We start from the raw sequence: 17,429 nt of genomic DNA on the forward strand, positions 1-17,429 counted from the left end.
GATGGCGTCTTCGACGTCGTTTTCAGAACCCAGACGATTGCAACCGCCGACATCCGGCCCCTCGACGGACGGCTCGAAAGTGTCCACGATGTCTCCGAACACCCGTCCACTATCTCCCCGGTCTGAACAGCGGGGGAGGGCTAGGGAGAGGGGTAGCCCAGCAAACGGTAGCGGTTGTTACTAACGCACCGAGGCAGATACGCGTCAGAAAGAATCCCCGCGTGGCCCCCTCTCTGTCCAGCGGATGGACAGGTAACAGAACAAACCAGATGGATGGGTAACAGTCGTTCATGATTTGGTCAGCTGCGGCGGAGGGTCGTGCCTCAGTTTGAAATCTAGGCACCCTTGCGGTTGTCAGCACGCACTCCATAGCCATGTTACGATACGGAACTGGCAAGGATTCACGACATGGCTGAAACGATCATCGTTCCCCAAGGAGGGGTTGCCCTCTATTCTCCCCCATCCAATGGGTGGCCATGGCTCATTGTCGTTCGAAGAGGCACCAAGGTCGAATCTGCGACCCCTTATGACGATGAGCGGGCTGCGAGAACCGCTCTCGTAGAGGCGAGCCTGAAATTTGCTCGCGATGCGGCGGAAAAAGAACGCCTCCAGAAAAAGGGCGACGACGATGCCTAAAGGACCCAAGGGCGAGAAGCGCCACGCCGACACCGTTCAGAACGCCATGCTGATCGGCCGTATTGCGACCGGAGAGGTCGAGGACATGCCCAGCAAGGCACCCGGCCGAGCCGCCGGGGGACGCGCCGGAGGCGCCGCGAGGGCAGAAAAACTATCCCCAGAAGAGCGACAGAAGATGGCCAAGAAGGCCGCGAGTTCCCGTAGGAGTCCGGTGTAAGGTATCAGCTTCCATTTATGGTGATTGCCTGATGTCGTGAATTGTGCGATACGGCTGACCCATGACAAAGGACGATGATTCTCTTGATGAGGCTGGTGTGTTGGCCGTGCTGACTAAGCACGCCATGGCCAGCTTTCGTCGCCGCAGGACAGAAAGGCGCATCGAAGAACTGAAGGGTGAAGTGAAGACCTTCAACAAGGTCATGTCGGACTGCGAGATCGCGCTGCGCCTCTTTGGCTACGACATCGACGATGAGGCGGATTGGAAACGCCTAATGGAGAAGCACCGCAGCCAGGTATTTGACCGCCTTGAACGCGAAAATCTCCTTGACCCGCCAGCTGAAATAGATGGCGAGGCCACAGAAGGTCCCCCGGCCCCCCCGGCGCCCGCGTTACCACCCAAGTCGGAGCTGCCGACGATTCAAGAAATATTGCTGGAGAGACTGCAGGAGGCCGGCGACAAAGGATCGAAGGCGGCCCCGTTACGGCACCACATCCATCAAACTTATAATGTTGAAATCCATGAGAAAACTGTCGGCATGACGCTGTACAGGCTTCTCAAGAAAGGACTCGTGCGCCGCGAGGGGCACGTTTGGTTTTTCGTGCCGCAAGATGCGGAAACGAAAAACCCCGGCGCGCCAACGCCGGGGCTCTTCGAAGGGAGGTGAAGGCGATGGGCAAGCACCGCTACGACACCAGCTAGTTCTGATCTCGACGACCGGCGGGAGTAGCGCCCCGCCGGGCTATTTCTTCCCCTTGCGTGCACCGGTAGCTCAGCTGGATAGAGCGCCTGTCTGCTAAACTGGAGGTCGCTGGTTCGAGCCCAGTCCGGTGCACGCTTATAGTAGAGAGTAACTTGTGTTTTTCAAGCGTGTAGATCGTTAAAACTGCAAACGAATCAATAGGTTGTATGTAGGAAATTTCGGCGAATTTGACGGCGTCAAATTTTCAAACTGAACATTTATCTTGACAAAACTCCATCAGGTTCTAGTCTGTTCTCATGAACAGACTCCCTACTGAGACGCGCGCTCAAATCCTCCAAACGCTTTGCGAGGGTTCGTCCATGCGTTCCATCTCGCGGGTGGCGGACGTTTCCCTCAATACTGTCACTAAGCTCCTGATCGACGCCGGCAGCGCCTGCGCCGCCTTCCACGATGCGACCGTGCGCAACGTGAAGTCCGAGCGCATTCAGTGTGATGAAATCTGGAGCTTCGCCTACGCCACGGCCAAAAATGTCCCCAGCGCTAAGGCTGCTCCGATTGGCTCCGGCGACGTTTGGACGTGGACCGCTATCGATGCCGACTCCAAGCTGATCCTGACTTGGCTTGTCGGGGATCGCGATGCGAGCGCCGTTAACGCTTTCATTGCCGATCTTAAGCCCCGCCTCGCGAACCGCGTCCAACTCACCACGGACGGGCACAAGGCTTATCTCCATGCAGTCAGCCAAGAATTTGGCCCTGATGGCGTGGACTATGGAATGCTTGTGAAACTGTATGGCAGCGATCCGCAGGCACAGAAGCGCTACAGCCCGGCCACGCTGATTAGCATCGATAAAGACTTGATCCTTGGTTCACCCGACATGGAGCACATCTCGACGCCTTATGTGGAGCGTCAGAACCTCACCATGCGAATGTCAATGCGCCGCTTTACCCGGCTCACCAACGCCTTCTCAAAGAAGGTCGAGAACCACTACCACGCCCTCTCACTCTACTTCGTCTGGTACAACTTCGTTCGGTCGCATAAGTCGCTTAAGGGCAGCACGCCAGCTATGACCGCTGGCCTCGTTTCATCGCCGCTGGAAATGAGCGACATCGTTACGCTGATCGATCAGCGCGAAGGCCCGTCAAAGAAGCGAGGCCCTTACAAAAAGCGGCAACCAGTGACCGAAATTTCAAACTGAGGCACGACCCGGCGGAGCGCTAGCGCAGCCGAGCGAGTGGCGGCGCCTTTCCCCGCTCGCCCGCAAATCGCTGCCAAAAATTCTCTAATCATTTCAAACCCCATTCTACTGTGCATGGGGTTGTTTTCGCAGTTTAGTTTCCGAATGGCGCGAACTCTCGCGCCACTGCGCGGTAGACCTCGCGGCGGAACGGCACCACGAGGTCGGCGACCCGGTCGAGACGCTCCCAGCGCCAGGCGTCGAACTCCGCGGGCTGGTCGTTGCGCGGCGTCAGCGGATCGATCTCGTCGTCCTTGCCGGTGAAGCGCAGCGCGAACCATTTTTGCCGCTGGCCGCGGAACTTTGCCAGGCGATGGGTCTGCGGTCCGTCATAGGGCGGGAATTCGTAGGTGAGCCAGTCGGTCTCGCCGAGGAAGCTCGCGCTGACGACGCTGGTCTCTTCCCACAGCTCGCGCATCGCCGCATCGCGTAAATTCTCGCCCTCGTCGACCCCGCCTTGCGGCATCTGCCAGTCGAGGCCCGGCAGGATGATCTCGGGGCCGTCGCCCTTGAAGCGGTGGCCGATCAGCACCCTGCCTTCGGCATTGAAGAGGGCGATCCCGACATTGGGACGGTAGGGCTTTTCATTCGTCACGCGCGGATCTCTCATTGTCAGTCCGGCGACGGCTTAGCACCAAAGCCGGGATGACAATTTGATTTAGTCATCGGCGAGCGCGGAAAATTCCTTCACCACGCGCTCATAGACCGGGCGCTTGAACGGGATGATCAGCTCGGGAAGATTTTTCATCGGTTCCCAGCGCCAGCTGACGAATTCGGCCTTGTGGCCGCCGCCGCCCGGCGTCTCGACGTTGATCTCGCTGTCCTTGCCGGTGAAGCGCACCGCGAACCATTTCTGGCGCTGGCCGCGATAGCGGCCCTTCCAGGCGCGGCCGGCGACGGTGCGCGGGATGTCGTAGATCAGCCAGTCCGGAACCTCGCCGAGCCGCTCGACCGAGCGCACGCTGGTCTCCTCATAGAGCTCGCGCTTGGCGGCGGCCCAATTGTCCTCGCCGGGATCGACGCCGCCCTGCGGCATCTGCCAGACATGGCCGTCGTCGACATGCTCGATGCCGCCTGCGCGGCGGCCGATGAACACCAGGCCCTTCGGGTTGATCAGCATCACGCCGACGCAGGTCCGGTAGGGCAGATCCTCGTAACGCGCCATTCCGCCAGACCTCTCGCGTGCTCCGGGCAGGGCTCGGCCCCGCCGGACCCGTGCCATACCAATCCGTTGATTTAGCTGGATTTTGATTTCAGCATCGCGGTTGTCAATGGCACCAGGAGAATACCACGGTCGCCCAATGTCCTGGTCCAGGCGCCGATGCGCTCGATCGAGACGGGCAGGGCCGCGGCGGTGCCGACGGCGACGCCGCGCTCGCGGGCCGCCGATTCCAGCTTGTTGAGGGCGCGGTCGATCTCGGTCGGGGTCGGAACCACGTCGATCGCGATGTCGCCCTTGCCGAACGGCATCGCCGCAGCGGCGGCGGCCTGGGGCGCGATGCTGCGGGGGGAGGAGCCGTCGTCGAAGAAGCCGAGGCCGCGCTTGGCCGCCTCGCGGATGATCGGCTGCATCGCAGGCTCGGTCGCGACGAAGCGGGCGCCCATGAAGTTGGTGAGGCCGGCATAGCCCTGCATCCGGCTCAGGTGCCAGTACAGGCGGTCCATGTTCTGGTCGGGGCTGAGCGAAGTCAGCAGCGTCTGCGGGCCCGGATCGTTGTCCGGGAAGTCGTAGGGCTCCATCGGGATCTGGAGGAAGATCTCGTGGCGCTGGGCGCGCGCCCGCTCGGCGAGCTTGCCGGGGTCGGCGCCGTAGGGCGTGAAGGCCAGTGTCACCGCCGGCGGCAGCTTCATGATCGCGTCGGTGGTTTTCGCCGCGCCGACGCCGAGGCCGCCGATCACGATGGCGACCACCGGCATCTTGGCGGCCTTGGCGCGGTCGGCATCCGCCGCATAGACGTTGAACGGCTTCAGGTCCCCGGCGACAACAGGGATCATGCCGTAGCGCGATTTCTCAAGGAGTTTTGGATCGATCCCGGCCATGACGGGCGGCGGGGCGGACGCGGCCGCCGCCTCGCCCTTGTCGGCGGCATCGCCAGAGCCGATCACCACGTCGCGGCGCGCACCGGTGGAGCCGTCGATCATGGTGACGGTCTTCTGATCGCCGGGCTGCTTCGGCGCTTCCCTGGTCTCGTGCTTGCTCTCTTGCTGCTTGGCTTCCTGGCCGTGGCCGGCAGCGGCCGGCTTCTCGTCGGTCGCCTTCAAATCGCGGATCGCGATCCGTGTCATCGGCTCGCCGCCGAGCGGATCCTTGTTGAAGATGGCAAAGCCGGCAAAGGTAACCAGGAACAGGCCGAACATGACGGCGAGCAGTTGCATGGCCGTGAACGGCAGCCGCAGCCGGCGTTTGCGGCGCGGCTTGTCCTGTCCAAGCGGGGTGCTCAGATCATCGGCCGTTTCAGTCATGCGCGATCCCGAATCACTCATGCAGACGATACCACGCCGGGGTCAAGCGACGGCAGGCCGGGAGAGGCCGGGGACCTCGTGGTTCCAAAGCAAAAAGGGCGGCTCCGAGAGCCGCCCTTTTCGTTCAATCGCGCGATGCGCCGATTTCGTTCGCCGACTTAGTTCGCCGCTTTGGGTTTGTCGGTCGTGGCCTTGTTGTCGTTGCCCGGCGTCGGCGCCGCGGAGGCGCTGTTCTTGATGCCGTGGAGCAGATCGTCGGCGAGCTTGAGCGCCTTGTCGTCCTTGGCATCCGGCGGGACGTAGGACTGCGAGCCGGTCTTCTCGTCGCCGTCGTTCTTGAGATGGCCGCGCAGCGAAGCTTCGCCCTTGGTGTCGGTGCGCGACTTCAGCTCGTCCGGCACGTCCTGCAGCACTTCGATGTCGGGCACGATGCCCTTGGCCTGGATCGACTTGCCGGACGGCGTGTAGTAGCGCGCCGTGGTCAGGCGCAGCGCGCCATTGCCCGAGCCGAGCGGGATGATGGTCTGCACCGAGCCCTTGCCGAACGAGCGGGTGCCGACGATGGTCGCGCGCTTGTGGTCCTGCAGCGCGCCGGCGACGATTTCCGACGCCGAGGCCGAACCGCCATTGACCAGCACGATGACCGGCTTGCCCTTGGTGAGGTCGCCCGCATGCGCGGTGCGGCGCTGGGTCTCCTCGGCATTGCGGCCGCGGGTCGAGACGATCTCGCCCTTCTCCAGGAACGAGTCGGAGACGGTGACTGCTTCCTCGAGCAGGCCGCCCGGGTTGTTGCGCAGGTCGATGATGTAGCCCTTCAGCTTGTCGCCGATCTGGTTCGAGAGGTTGGCGACCTCGCGCTTCAGGCCTTCGGTGGTCTGCTCGTTGAAGGTGGTGATGCGGATATAGGCGATGTCGTCGGCCTCGATGCGGGCGCGCACCGAGCGGACGCGGATGTTGTCGCGCACGAGCGTGACGTCGAGCGGATTGTCCTGGCCCTTGCGGATGATCTTGAGCTTGATCTTGGTGTTGACCGGGCCGCGCATCTTCTCGACCGCCTGGTTCAGGGTCAGGCCCTGCACCGCCTCGTCGTCGAGATTGGTGATGATGTCGTTGGCCATGATGCCGGCGCGCGAGGCCGGCGTGTCGTCGATCGGCGAGACCACCTTGATCAGGCCGTCCTCCATCGTGACCTCGATGCCGAGGCCGCCGAACTCACCGCGGGTCTGCACCTGCATGTCGCGGAAGCTCTTGGCGTCCATGTAGCTCGAATGCGGATCGAGGCCGGAGAGCATGCCGCTGATGGCGGATTCGATCAGCTTGGTGTCGTCGGGCTTCTCGACATAGTCGGAGCGCACGCGCTCGAAGACGTCGCCGAACAAATTGAGCTGGCGATAGGTGTCCGCGGTGGCGGCCCGCGCGCTGGAGCCCATGAAGACCGCGCGCGGCTGGGTCACGAACAGCGTCAGCGCCGCACCGGTGGCCGCGCTGAGGAGGATAACTGAAGTCTTGCGCATCATCCGCGAACCTTCTCGCCTTCATTTGCGGCCCACCATGGGCCTGGATCGATTGGAGTGCCGTCTTTGCGGAACTCGACATACAGCACAGGTTGACTCGCGTTCGTGGCGAGAATGGAGGCGACTTGTGAGGTCGACCCCATGGTCGCGACCGGCTCCCCCGTGAGAACAAACTGACCGATGTTGACCGAAATGCGCTCCATCCCGGCGATCAGGACATGATACCCGCCACCGGCGTTGAGGATCAAGAGTTGTCCATAGCTGCGGAACGGCCCGGAATAGACCACCCAGCCGTCGCACGGCGTCGTGACCTGCGCGCCGGGCTTGCTGGCCAGCGAAATGCCCTTCTGGACCCCGCCGACCCCATCGGAACCGCCAAAGTCCCTGATCTTGTTACCGTTAACCGGAAGCGGCAGGAGGCCCTTGGCCGAGGCGAAGGCAATCGCCGGGGTGCTCCGGGACCGGTCCTTGAAAACGCCAGGCCCCGGCTTGACGTTGGCGGCCGCCTTGGCCTCGGCCTGTCTGGCGGCCTCGGCCGCCTTTTCGGCGGCCTTGGCGGCGCTCTGCAGGTCCTGCTCCATCTTGGTGATCAGGCCCTGGAGATCGCCGACCTGCTTTGACAGCGTGATGGCGCGCGCATTCTCGGCATCGAGGTCCTTTTCGCGCGCGGACTGCTGGCGCTGCCGCTCGTCGACGAGGGCGGTGAGGCGGGTCTGGTCGCTCCGGACCTTGTCGCGATCGGTGGCGAGCTGATCGCGTTCGGAGGCGATGTTCTTGCGCAAGGAAACGAGCTCGCCGAGCTCGCTTGCGATCTTCTCGGCGCGGCCGCGCAATTCCGGCACCACGGCGCCGAGCAGCATCGCGGTGCGCAAGGATTGCAGCGCATCTTCGGGGCGCACCAGCAGCGCCGGCGGCGTCCGCCGGCCGGCGCGCTGCAAGGCCGCCAGCACCTCGACGATGTCGGCGCGGCGCGAATCGAGCGAGGCGCGCATCTGCTGCTCGCGGCCGTTCAAGGTCTTCAGCCGCGCTTCGGCTTCGTCGATCTTGGTCTCGACGGTACGCACATTGGCGGCGGTGTCGATCAACTGCTGATTGAGCTGGGTGCGGTCCTGGCCGAGCGAGGTGATCTCGGCCTTGAGCTTGGCCTGGGCTTCTTCCGCGCTCTTCTTGCTCGCGCGCGCGGCTTCCAGCTCCTGCTCGCGCTGCTTGATCGCGTCGGGCGAGACGGCTGCGGTCTGCGGCTGCGGTGTCTGAGCTTGCGCGAGGCTTGCGCCCGTGAGGCCAGCGATCAGCAGCAGGTTGAGGACAGGCGCTCGCATCGCTTCTCGGGCAAAGGTGCTCGTTGTGGCGCGCATCACGCGCGGTGATAGGGGTGGCCGGCCAGGATGGTGGCGGCCCGATACAGCTGTTCCAGAAGCATGACGCGGACCATTTGATGCGGCCAGGTCGCAGAGCCGAACGCGATCGCGAGCTTGGCCTTACGGCGCAATTCGGGCGAAAGTCCGTCCGCCCCTCCGATCACGAAGATAGTATGTCTGGCACCCTCATCGCGCCAGCGTCCGAGATGCCGTGCGAATACGGTGGAGTCGAGATTCTGGCCGCGCTCGTCCATCGCCACCAGGATCGACTTGTCCGGAATATGCGCGGAGATCGCCGCGGCCTCTTCGGTCATCCGCGTCGCGGCGTCGCGCGCGCGGCTTTCGGGGATTTCATGAATCAAGAGCTCGCGGAATCCGAGCTTGCGGCCGGCCTCGTCGAACCGCTCGAAATAGCGGTCGGCAAGCTCCCGTTCGGGGCCCTGCTTCAGCCGGCCCACCGCAATGACAGCAACACGCATGATGTTTTCAGGGTCGCGTTTTCAAGACCGCGCGCAGCCTGCGCGCGCACGACGCTAGCATGCGCGTCAGCCGATTCGAAATCGGCTCAGTGAGCCCTAGATCGCCTTCGCCGCCCCCGGGCCCTGCGTGTACAACCGCTCGAGGTTGTAGAACTCGCGGACCTCGGGTCTGAACACGTGCACGATCACATCGCCGGAATCGATCAGCACCCAGTCGCAATTGGGCAAGCCCTCGACGTGGATGTTCTTGATGCCGTTTTCCTTGAGGCCCTTGGCGACGTTCTCCGCGATCGCGCCGACGTGCCGGTTCACCCGGCCGGTGGTGACGATCATGTAGTCGGAGTAAGCCGATTTGCCGCGAAGGTCGATGGTGACCGTCTCTTCCGCCTTCATATCCTCGAGGCGGGAGAGGATCAGGCTCAGCGTCTTGTCGGCGTCGGGTTGCGCCTGCAAGGCCGCAGCTTTGGTCGATGTTTTACGCGCCGGTTTTGCCTTGGGTAAAACACTCTCGGACAATACAGATGTGGTCAGGGACCATTCCTTTCACTGTATCGCGAACGCCGAATCCCGCGCTCACTGGTTACACTACATCATGTGGGGTTAAGGGTTTCAATATGCCAGAGAGCCCGGAGCCCCCACGGGCCTCCGCACAGTCTGTCTCACTTCGTACCTTTCCAGCTCCCGTCCGGGTTCCGCAGGCGCGTCGAGGACAGGTTCAGCTTCAATCCGGTCAGAAAGACCCAGGCCGGCGCCGGCTGATCCGCAAGCAATGCTGCCTTATTCTCGGGCAGGCGGTAGCGGGCCAGCGCATTGGCGGCGGGCGAGGCGAGGGCGCGAAAACTCTGCGGCGGGCGGTCGATGACCGCAATCGGCACCTGGCCGGCGATCCGCCGCCAGTCCTGCCAACGATGGAATTGAGCGAGGTTGTCGGCGCCCATAATCCAGACAAAGCGCAGGCCGGAGAATCGGCGGCGCAAGGTGTTGATCGTGTCGATAGTATAGCGGGTACGAATGACGGATTCGAGACAGCTTACCTCGATCCTGGGATCGTCGGCGACGTCGCGCGCGGCCTGCATGCGCTCGCCGAGCTCATGCAGATTGCCGTTCTCCTTGAGCGGATTGCCGGGGGTCACCAGCCACCAGACGCGATCGAGTTGCAATCGCGTCAGCGCGAACCGGCTGATCGCGCGATGGGCCTGATGCGGCGGATTGAACGAGCCGCCGAGCAGGCCGATGCGCATCCCCTCGGTATGGGGCGGGACCGCTTGCGCCACGAAACGCGGCACGACGAAATTGTTGCTCAATGCCCCGCGCCTTGCGACGTTACTTACGGCCGCGTCTGCCCTGTGCCGTGAACGCGATACTTGAAGCTCGTGAGCTGCTCGGCGCCGACCGGGCCGCGGGCGTGGAAGCGGCCGGTGGCGATGCCGATCTCGGCACCGAAACCGAACTCGCCGCCGTCGGCGAACTGCGTCGAGGCGTTGTGCAGCACGATCGCGGAATCGACCTCGCTCAGGAACTTCTTCGCCGCGGCCTCATCCGCACTCACGATCGCATCGGTGTGATGCGAGCCGTGGGTCTGGATGTGCGCGATCGCGCCGTCGACGCCGTCCACCACCTTCGCCGCGATGATCGCGTCGAGATATTCGGTGTTCCAATCGTCTTCGCTGGCAGGCTTTACGCGCGCATCCGTCTTCTGCACCGCGTCGTCGCCGCGCACCTCGCACCCGGCCTCGATCAGCATCTCGACCAGCGGCTTCAGGTTCTTCGCAGCAGCGGCGCGATCGACCAGCAGCGTCTCGGCGGCACCGCAGACGCCGGTGCGGCGCATCTTGGCGTTCAGCACGATCGACTTCGCCATGGCGAGGTCGGCGCTGGCATCGATGTAGACGTGGTTGACGCCTTCGAGATGCGCGAACACCGGCACGCGGGCTTCCTGCTCGACGCGCGCGACGAGGCTCTTGCCGCCGCGCGGCACGATCACGTCGATGGCGCCATTGAGGCCCGACAGCATCATGCCGACCGCGGCACGGTCGCGCGTCGGCACCAGCGTGATCGCCGCTTCGGGCAGGCCGGCTTCGCGCAGGCCCTGCACCAGGCACTCATGGATGGCGCGGCAGGAGCGGAAACTGTCGGAGCCGCCGCGCAGGATCACGGCATTGCCGGACTTGAGGCACAGCACGCCGGCGTCCGCCGCAACGTTCGGCCGGCTCTCGAAGATCACGCCGACGACGCCGAGCGGCACGCGCACGCGCTCGATGGTCATGCCGTTCGGCCGCTGCCAGCTCTCGGTGACGATACCGATCGGATCGGCAATGCCGCGCACGATGCCGATGCCTTCGGCCATGCTCTCGACCCGCGCCGGCGTCAGCGTCAGGCGGTCGATGAAGGAGGCGATCATGGTGCCCGAAGCGCGGGCGTCCGCGACGTCCTCGGCATTGGCGGCGAGGATCGTCGCAGCGTTGGCGCGGATCGCCCGCTCCATGGCTTCCAGCGCCCGGTTCTTCTGCTCCGGCGGCGCCAGCGCCAGCACGCGCGCGGCAGCGCGGGCACGGGTGGCGAGATCGGACATCAGCGCCTGAAGATCGGCATTGCCGTCTACGGCTTTGAGGGGGGCGGCCATGGGGTCAAAACCTTCTGCTAAGGCGGTGTCCTAGCACGGAAATCCCGCGTCTGCGAAGGGTCGGGAGGGTATGGCAGGTACCCCCGGCCGCGGCCCTGACAGGGTCACTGGCCGAGTAAAAGGACCGTAGCGGCCCTTACCCGCCCATGACCAGATCGTCACGGTGGATCATCTCGGAGCGCCCGCTGATGCCGAGGATGGCCATCACGTCGGGGGAGGAGCGGCCCTTGATGCGTTCGGCGTCGTCGGCGTCGTAGGCGATCAGGCCGCGGCCGACTTCGCTGGTGTCGGGACCGCGGACGATCACGGCGTCGCCGCGGGCGAACTGGCCCTCGACCTTGATCACGCCGGCCGGCAGCAGGCTGGCGCCGGCGCGCAGCGCGGCAACCGCCCCGGCGTCGATGGTCAGCGTGCCCTTCGGCTCCAGCGAGCCCGCGATCCACCGCTTGCGCGAGGTGATGGGATTGGCCGGCGTCAGGAACCAGGTGCAGCGGCCGCCATCGGCGATCGCCTGCAGGGGATGCTCGATCTTGCCGGAGGCGATCAGCATATGCGTGCCGCCCGTCGTCGCGATCTTGGCCGCCTCGACCTTGGTGCGCATGCCGCCGCGCGACAGTTCGGACTCGGCATCTCCAGCCACCGCCTCGATCTCGGAGGAGATGCTGTCGACGACGGGAATCAGCTTTGCGTTCGGATTGTTCTTCGGCGGAGCGTCGTAGAGCCCGTCGATGTCGGACAGCAGCACCAGGAGGTCCGCGCTCGCCATGGTGGCGACGCGCGCGGCGAGGCGGTCATTGTCGCCATAACGGATCTCGGTGGTGGCGACCGTGTCGTTCTCGTTGATCACGGGGATGGCGCGCCACTCCAGCAGCTTGCCGATGGTGGAGCGGGCGTTGAGATAGCGGCGGCGCTCCTCGGTATCCTGGAGCGTGACCAGGATCTGGCCGGCGTCGATGCCATGCGCGCCCAGCACTTCCGACCAGATCCGCGCCAGCGCGATCTGGCCCACGGCGGCGGCGGCCTGGCTCTCTTCCAGCTTCAGCGGGCCGCGCGGCAATTTGAGCCGGCTGCGGCCGAGCGCGATCGAGCCAGAGGACACTACGAGAACGTCGCGCCCTTCCTTGTGCAGCTTGGCCATGTCGTCGGCGAGCGCAGCCAGCCAGGAGGCGCGCACCTCGCCCTTGTCGGAATCGACCAGCAGCGCGGAGCCGACCTTGACGACGATGCGGCGGAATTGACTGAGTTCGGGGCTGGCCATGTGTGTATGTGTCGGCGCGGGTGACGAATTGTTCTGCATTGGAAGCGGCGGAGCGCGAGAGCGGCGCCGGTTGAGGCCTGCTTTTGGCGCAGGACGATGGCCGGCGCAAGGCGGCGGGAATGGTAAACGGCGAAGGTCGGCCTTGTCTTAAACGCCGGTCCGGCTCTAATGCCGCCAACCAATCATGGGCTGAAAGAGGAAGCGAATGGATCGCCGCAAATTCATGGCCGGATGTCTCGGTCTGCCGCTGCTGGCGCAGGCAGCTGAGGCGCAGGCCGGGCTGACCAAAGTCATCTTCCCGTTCGCGGCGGGGGCCGGCGGCGACACGCTGTGCCGGCTGATCGCGCAGGAGATGGCGCCGGTGCTGCAACGGACCATCGTGGTCGAGAACCGCACCGGCGGCGACGGCCTGATCGGCATCAAGGCGGTCAAGGGCGGCAGCCCCGACGGCAGCATGGTGCTGGTGACGACGGGCCCTACCATGTACCTGCTGCCGATGGTGGAGACGACGCCGAGCTTCGACACGGCGAAGGATTTCGTACCGGTGTCGCTGCTGGCGCGGTTCGAATTCGCGCTCGTGGTCGGCCCGGGGATCGACGCCGCGGATTTCAAGGGCTTCGTCGCCTGGCTGAAGGCGCATCCGGACAAGACGTCGTTCGGCGTGCCCAGCAACGGCACCATTCCGCACTTCATGGGCTCCAAGCTCGAAAAGGATCTCGGCATTCCCCTGACCCGCGTGCCCTATCGCGGCAGTGCGCCGATCCTCAACGACCTCGTCGGCGGCCACGTTTCTTTTGGGATCACGACGCTGGCGGACGCGCTGCCGCAGCATCGCGCCAAGGGCGTGAAGATCATCGCGGTGTCGAGCGCGGAGCGTTCGCCGTTCGCGCCTGATGTCCCGACGCTGAAGGAGAGCGGCATCGATCTGGTCGCGGACGCCTGGTACGGCATGTGGCTTCCCGCCGGCAGCCCGCCGGACCTCGCCAGCAAGCTCGGCGCGGCCGCAAGCGCCGCGCTCGCCAGGCCCGAGGTGAAGGAGAAGCTCACCGCGATCGGGCTGATCCCGGTCGGGAGCAGCGCGGATGGGCTGTCGAAGGAGCTGGCCGCCAACACGGCCTTCTGGCAGCCGATCGTGAAGGCGACGGGGTACAAGATCGAGAATTGAGTCTCTCTCCCGTCATTGCGAGGAGCTCTTGCGACGAAGCAATCCAGAAGCTCTCCGCGGAAAGAATCTGGATTGCTTCGCTGCGCTCGCAATGACGGTGTGGATGGATGTTCGATTGCACCTCTGGTGCAAAGTCGAGGAGGATCCTCCCACCCGCAAGCGAGGGCAGGCGAAGATGTTCTACATCTTCGCGCGCTGGGCGATGCCGTCCTTAATCGCGGCGAGCTCGGCTTCATCCCAGATGCCGATCAGGACGCCGCCCTTCACCTGGAGCTGGTTGTCGGCATAGGCCGCGATCTTCTCGCGCGGCGTGGTGATGTGATCGTTCGGATGCAGCGCCCAGTCGAACAGCTCGGCCTGCAGCCGCGCGATGATGCCGGCACACTCGGGGTCGTCGCCGCGATCGACGTATTCGTCCGGATCGGTTTCGAGATCGTACAGCATCGGGCGGAAGCCGGAGGCGTGGATGTATTTCCAGCGGCCGTCGAACACCATGAACAGGCGGCAGCGCTCGATCGGCTGGTTCAGCTTCAGCCGGACGTCCTGCATCGCGTAGTCATATTCGGAGAACGCCACCTTGCGCCAATCGCCCGGCGTGGGGCCGCGCAGCAGCGGCAGCAGCGAGCGTCCTTCGAGGATGTGGCCCGGCACCTTGCCGCCGAAATAGTCGACGAAGGTCGGCGCGAGATCGATGCCTTCCACCAGCGCATCGCTGCGCGTGCCGCGCGTGGCGTCGGCCTCCTGCGAGGGATCGATGATGATCAGCGGGATCTTCGCCGACTGCTCGTGGAACAGATCCTTTTCGCCCATCCAGTGATCGCCGAGATAATCGCCATGATCGGAGGTGAACACGATCATGGTGGTTTCCAGCAGGCCGCGTTCCTCCAGGAATTTCATCAGCACGCCCATCTGGTCGTCGATCTGGGTGATCAGGCCCATATAGGTCGGGATCACCTTCTCGCGGGCCTCGTCGCGCGCCATGTTGCGGGAGTAGCGCATGTCCATGTAGGCGCCGAACACCGGATGCGGGTTCTGCCGCTCGCGCTCGGAGCGGATCACCGGGATCATGTCGTCCGTCGAATACATGCTGGCGTAGGGTTCGGGCGCGATATACGGCCAGTGCGGCTTGATGTAGGACAGGTGCAGGCACCACGGCTGCCCGTCGGTCTCGGCCTCGCTGATGAAATCCATCGCGCGCCGCGTCATGTAGGGCGTCTCGGAATGCTCGTCCGGCACGCGCGCGGCCTTGTCGGCGTGCACCAGCAGCCAACCGTTCTGCAAGGAGCCGTCTTCAGCTGCGCCTGAATTGGCCCAATGCTCCCAGGGATTGGTCGCCTCGAAACCCTGCTGGCGCAGATACTCGTCGTATTTCGGGCGTGGCCGTCCGGTCGGGTGCAGGCCGTCGTCGCGCTCATAAGGCTCGAAGCCGCATTCGGCGACATGCACGCCGATCATCGATTCCGGCGGGATGCCGAGCGCCTTCATGCCTTCGAGATCAGGCGCCATGTGGGTCTTGCCGACCAGCACGTTGCGCACGCCTATTTTCTTGAGGTGATCGCCGAGCGTGGGCTCGCCGACACGCAGCGGCCAGCCGTTCCAGTGCGAGCCGTGCGAGCGCATGTAGCGGCCGGTGTAGAACGACATCCGCGACGGGCCGCAGATTGGCGACTGCACATAAGCCTTCGAGAACAGCACGCCACGCTTCGCCATGGCGTCGATGTTGGGCGTCTTAAGCCGGGGATGGCCGGTGCAGCCGAGATAGTCATAGCGAAGCTGGTCGCACATGATCCAGAGAACGTTCTTCGCGCGCGCCATGCCTCGCCCCTGCATTTTCTTGATTGTTCGATGCTGCGCTATCGCGTCAGCGAAGACAAGCGGGCCGCTCTTAGACTGACCACGGCTCCGCTTCGGCCGCGCTCTTCGCCTTGGCTGAGACTGGGGCCTCGCCGATCACATCCACGAGCGCGCGCAAGGCTTCCTTCACGCCCTGACCCGTCGCGCCGGAGAGCAGCAGCGGTGTCTTCTTGGCCGCGCGCTTCAGCCGGTCCTTCTGCTTCTTCAATTCGTCCGGCTCGACAGCGTCGATCTTGTTCAGCGCGACGATCTCGATCTTGTCGGTCAGCAGCCCGCCATAAGCGTCGAGCTCCTTGCGCACGGTCTTGTAGGCCTTGCCGGCGTGCTCGCAGGTGGCGTCGATCAGATGCAGCAGCACGCGGCAGCGCTCGACATGGCCGAGGAAGCGGTCGCCGAGGCCGGTGCCTTCATGCGCGCCCTCGATCAGGCCGGGAATGTCGGCCAGCACGAATTCGCGGCCGTCGGCGTTCACGACGCCGAGCTGCGGATGCAGCGTGGTGAAGGGATAGTCGGCGATCTTCGGCCGCGCCGCGCTGACCTTGGACAGGAAGGTCGACTTGCCGGCATTGGGCATGCCGACGAGACCGGCGTCCGCGATCAGCTTCAGCCGCAGCCAGATCCAGCGCTCCTCGCCGGGCTGGCCGGGATTGGCGTTGCGCGGCGCGCGGTTGGTCGAGGACTTGAAATGCGCGTTGCCGAAGCCGCCATTGCCGCCCTCGGCCAGCACGAATTTTTCGCCGACATTGGTGAAGTCGTGGATCAGCGTCTCGCGGTCTTCGTCGAAGATCTGCGTGCCGACGGGGACCTTCAGCACGATGTTCTTGCCGTTGGCGCCGTGGCGGTCCGAGCCCATGCCGTTCTCGCCCTTCTGGGCCTTGAAGTGCTGCTGGTAGCGGTAGTCGATCAGCGTGTTGAGGCCGTCGGCGACCTCGATGATCACGTTGCCGCCGCGGCCGCCATTGCCGCCGGAAGGACCGCCGAACTCGATGAACTTCTCGCGGCGGAACGCCACGCAGCCGTTCCCGCCGTCACCGGAGCGGATATAGACCTTTGCTTCGTCGAGGAATTTCATGGGCCATAGGTAGGCCAGCCGGGCACGCGCGGCAACCCGGATGACCCCGCGAATCGGCCGAAATTCCGCGAATTTCGGCCCTTGCTTAACCCCCAATCCCGCTCTTGCCTCAATTTGGCAAGGGTCGGTCTTGGTCCGGCGCAGCGTGGGCTGCCAGCAGGACGCAGCGAAGCGGATGCTGGCGGGCCGCCGCCAGATTCTGGATTTTTTCGCGAAGGGCCACAGCCTCGGCGCGGGGGAATATCCCGCAAGAGCCGCGCTTGCGCGCATGGGTGGCGAACACGATCGCGGTCGCGCGTTCGCGGCTCATCCCGAAGACGTTTTCGAGAACGAAGACCACGAACTCAGCCGGCGTATAGGGGTCATTCAGCAGAACGACTTCCAGATCGGGCACCGCGCTGCGATCGGCTTCGACATCCGCCGGCGCGCCCTTGGCGATACCATGGCTCAGATAGACCAGGGCATCGTAGCGGGTTGCGCCCTGTGCCGAAAGGAAGCGGCCGACCGGTTCGGCGAACAGCTCGACGAGCATGTCGGCGCCTGTCACGACCGCCCGTTCGGACAGCTGTGCCTCGTTGAAGGCAAGCTGGAGCAGATGGCCCAGGCCCGTCGTCGGGTCCGTCGCGCCTGCGGTCTCGACATCCCGCCGCAGGCGCGTCAGGTCGATGCCGCAGGCCTGCATCACCGGCGATGCATCTTCGTCCTCGATCAAGGCAATCAGCAGGTCCTGCGGGCCGGGATGCGTGCGGCCTTTCGCCCGCGCGGTCGCGGTCGCGCGCAGGAGGGTGCGCTTGAATGTCTCGGAGCAGGGCGGCAGCAGTGCCATCGCGGGCCTTCGTGTACGAACGGAGC

At 64.5% G+C, this 17,429-nt stretch carries 17 protein-coding genes and 1 tRNA gene; 5 read left to right on the plus strand and 13 right to left on the minus strand.

The window, feature by feature from the left end; translation table 11 throughout:
• Positions 1–408 precede the first annotated feature (408 nt).
• The 4 genes from VGR99_RS29590 to VGR99_RS29605 all read left to right on the plus strand — a co-directional run bounded on the left by VGR99_RS29590 (position 409) and on the right by VGR99_RS29605 (position 2,752).
• On the plus strand, positions 409–636 hold the full coding sequence (locus VGR99_RS29590; protein ID WP_326903489.1) for a hypothetical protein: 228 nt from the start codon (positions 409–411) through the stop codon (positions 634–636).
• Positions 637–914: 278 nt separating this feature from the next.
• Positions 915–1,520 (plus strand): hypothetical protein, encoded by a 606-nt coding sequence (locus tag VGR99_RS29595; RefSeq protein ID WP_326903490.1) that lies wholly within the window; start codon positions 915–917, stop codon positions 1,518–1,520.
• 94 nt (positions 1,521–1,614) lie between these two features.
• Positions 1,615–1,688, plus strand: a tRNA-Ser gene (locus VGR99_RS29600).
• A 164-nt stretch (positions 1,689–1,852) separates the two neighbouring features.
• Positions 1,853–2,752, plus strand: coding sequence for an IS1 family transposase (locus VGR99_RS29605; protein WP_326903491.1), 900 nt, complete (start codon positions 1,853–1,855; stop codon positions 2,750–2,752).
• A 133-nt stretch (positions 2,753–2,885) separates the two neighbouring features.
• On the opposite strand, the gene VGR99_RS29610 is transcribed toward VGR99_RS29605, so the two are convergent.
• From VGR99_RS29610 to proB, 10 genes are all read right to left on the minus strand, one after another.
• Positions 2,886–3,386, minus strand: a complete 501-nt coding sequence (locus VGR99_RS29610) for an RNA pyrophosphohydrolase (RefSeq protein WP_326903492.1) — start codon at positions 3,384–3,386, stop codon at positions 2,886–2,888.
• Between the two features lie 63 nt (positions 3,387–3,449).
• Positions 3,450–3,956 carry an RNA pyrophosphohydrolase gene (locus tag VGR99_RS29615; protein ID WP_326903493.1) on the minus strand — a complete coding sequence of 169 codons (507 nt, stop codon included), beginning with the start codon at positions 3,954–3,956 and terminating at the stop codon, positions 3,450–3,452.
• A gap of 71 nt (positions 3,957–4,027) precedes the next feature.
• On the minus strand, positions 4,028–5,254 hold the full coding sequence (locus VGR99_RS29620) for a divergent polysaccharide deacetylase family protein (RefSeq protein WP_326903494.1): 1,227 nt from the start codon (positions 5,252–5,254) through the stop codon (positions 4,028–4,030).
• 158 nt (positions 5,255–5,412) lie between these two features.
• Entirely contained in the window at positions 5,413–6,771 is a 1,359-nt protein-coding gene (locus VGR99_RS29625; RefSeq protein ID WP_326903495.1) for a S41 family peptidase, read from the minus strand.
• The gene (locus tag VGR99_RS29630; RefSeq protein WP_326903496.1) at positions 6,768–8,087 is read right to left on the minus strand and encodes a murein hydrolase activator EnvC family protein; all 1,320 of its coding nucleotides are present in this window, start codon (positions 8,085–8,087) and stop codon (positions 6,768–6,770) included. Before VGR99_RS29630 ends, VGR99_RS29625 begins: the two co-directional genes overlap by 4 nt.
• Positions 8,088–8,122: 35 nt before the next feature.
• Positions 8,123–8,605, minus strand: coding sequence for a 23S rRNA (pseudouridine(1915)-N(3))-methyltransferase RlmH (gene rlmH / locus VGR99_RS29635; protein ID WP_326903497.1), 483 nt, complete (start codon positions 8,603–8,605; stop codon positions 8,123–8,125).
• A 96-nt stretch (positions 8,606–8,701) separates the two neighbouring features.
• Entirely contained in the window at positions 8,702–9,058 is a 357-nt protein-coding gene (gene rsfS, locus VGR99_RS29640) for a ribosome silencing factor (protein ID WP_326903498.1), read from the minus strand.
• A gap of 206 nt (positions 9,059–9,264) precedes the next feature.
• Positions 9,265–9,909 carry a nicotinate-nucleotide adenylyltransferase gene (locus VGR99_RS29645; RefSeq protein WP_326903499.1) on the minus strand — a complete coding sequence of 215 codons (645 nt, stop codon included), beginning with the start codon at positions 9,907–9,909 and terminating at the stop codon, positions 9,265–9,267.
• Between the two features lie 23 nt (positions 9,910–9,932).
• Entirely contained in the window at positions 9,933–11,228 is a 1,296-nt protein-coding gene (locus VGR99_RS29650) for a glutamate-5-semialdehyde dehydrogenase (protein WP_326903500.1), read from the minus strand.
• A gap of 136 nt (positions 11,229–11,364) precedes the next feature.
• Complete coding sequence (proB, locus tag VGR99_RS29655; RefSeq protein WP_326903501.1) at positions 11,365–12,486, minus strand: glutamate 5-kinase; 1,122 nt, start codon at positions 12,484–12,486, stop codon at positions 11,365–11,367.
• A 205-nt stretch (positions 12,487–12,691) separates the two neighbouring features.
• On the opposite strand from proB, the gene VGR99_RS29660 reads away from it, so the two are divergent.
• Positions 12,692–13,651 (plus strand): Bug family tripartite tricarboxylate transporter substrate binding protein, encoded by a 960-nt coding sequence (locus tag VGR99_RS29660; protein WP_326903502.1) that lies wholly within the window; start codon positions 12,692–12,694, stop codon positions 13,649–13,651.
• A 180-nt stretch (positions 13,652–13,831) separates the two neighbouring features.
• On the opposite strand, the gene VGR99_RS29665 is transcribed toward VGR99_RS29660, so the two are convergent.
• The 3 genes from VGR99_RS29665 to VGR99_RS29675 all read right to left on the minus strand — a co-directional run bounded on the left by VGR99_RS29665 (position 13,832) and on the right by VGR99_RS29675 (position 17,403).
• Positions 13,832–15,466, minus strand: coding sequence for an alkaline phosphatase family protein (locus VGR99_RS29665; RefSeq protein WP_326903503.1), 1,635 nt, complete (start codon positions 15,464–15,466; stop codon positions 13,832–13,834).
• A gap of 70 nt (positions 15,467–15,536) precedes the next feature.
• Positions 15,537–16,577, minus strand: a complete 1,041-nt coding sequence (gene obgE / locus VGR99_RS29670) for a GTPase ObgE (protein ID WP_326903504.1) — start codon at positions 16,575–16,577, stop codon at positions 15,537–15,539.
• Between the two features lie 109 nt (positions 16,578–16,686).
• On the minus strand, positions 16,687–17,403 hold the full coding sequence (locus VGR99_RS29675) for an ATP-dependent Clp protease adaptor ClpS (RefSeq protein ID WP_326903505.1): 717 nt from the start codon (positions 17,401–17,403) through the stop codon (positions 16,687–16,689).
• Between the last annotated feature and the right edge of the window lie 26 nt (positions 17,404–17,429).

It is taken from the genome of Bradyrhizobium sp. (assembly GCF_035935975.1).
Classification (GTDB): domain Bacteria; phylum Pseudomonadota; class Alphaproteobacteria; order Rhizobiales; family Xanthobacteraceae; genus Bradyrhizobium.

Excerpts from the sequence above, each read along its gene's own strand:
- VGR99_RS29590 (WP_326903489.1), top strand. The coding sequence starts at position 409 with ATGGCTGAAACGATCATCGTTCCCCAAGGAGGGGTTGCCCTCTATTCT.
- VGR99_RS29595 (WP_326903490.1), top strand. The coding sequence starts at position 915 with ATGACAAAGGACGATGATTCTCTTGATGAGGCTGGTGTGTTGGCCGTG.
- VGR99_RS29605 (WP_326903491.1), top strand. The coding sequence starts at position 1,853 with ATGAACAGACTCCCTACTGAGACGCGCGCTCAAATCCTCCAAACGCTT.
- VGR99_RS29615 (WP_326903493.1), bottom strand. The coding sequence starts at position 3,956 with ATGGCGCGTTACGAGGATCTGCCCTACCGGACCTGCGTCGGCGTGATG.
- VGR99_RS29620 (WP_326903494.1), bottom strand. The coding sequence starts at position 5,254 with ATGACTGAAACGGCCGATGATCTGAGCACCCCGCTTGGACAGGACAAG.
- VGR99_RS29625 (WP_326903495.1), bottom strand. The coding sequence starts at position 6,771 with ATGATGCGCAAGACTTCAGTTATCCTCCTCAGCGCGGCCACCGGTGCG.
- VGR99_RS29630 (WP_326903496.1), bottom strand. The coding sequence starts at position 8,087 with ATGCGAGCGCCTGTCCTCAACCTGCTGCTGATCGCTGGCCTCACGGGC.
- rlmH (WP_326903497.1), bottom strand. The coding sequence starts at position 8,605 with ATGCGTGTTGCTGTCATTGCGGTGGGCCGGCTGAAGCAGGGCCCCGAA.
- VGR99_RS29650 (WP_326903500.1), bottom strand. The coding sequence starts at position 11,228 with ATGGCCGCCCCCCTCAAAGCCGTAGACGGCAATGCCGATCTTCAGGCG.
- proB (WP_326903501.1), bottom strand. The coding sequence starts at position 12,486 with ATGGCCAGCCCCGAACTCAGTCAATTCCGCCGCATCGTCGTCAAGGTC.
- VGR99_RS29660 (WP_326903502.1), top strand. The coding sequence starts at position 12,692 with ATGGATCGCCGCAAATTCATGGCCGGATGTCTCGGTCTGCCGCTGCTG.
- VGR99_RS29665 (WP_326903503.1), bottom strand. The coding sequence starts at position 15,466 with ATGGCGCGCGCGAAGAACGTTCTCTGGATCATGTGCGACCAGCTTCGC.
- obgE (WP_326903504.1), bottom strand. The coding sequence starts at position 16,577 with ATGAAATTCCTCGACGAAGCAAAGGTCTATATCCGCTCCGGTGACGGC.
- VGR99_RS29675 (WP_326903505.1), bottom strand. The coding sequence starts at position 17,403 with ATGGCACTGCTGCCGCCCTGCTCCGAGACATTCAAGCGCACCCTCCTG.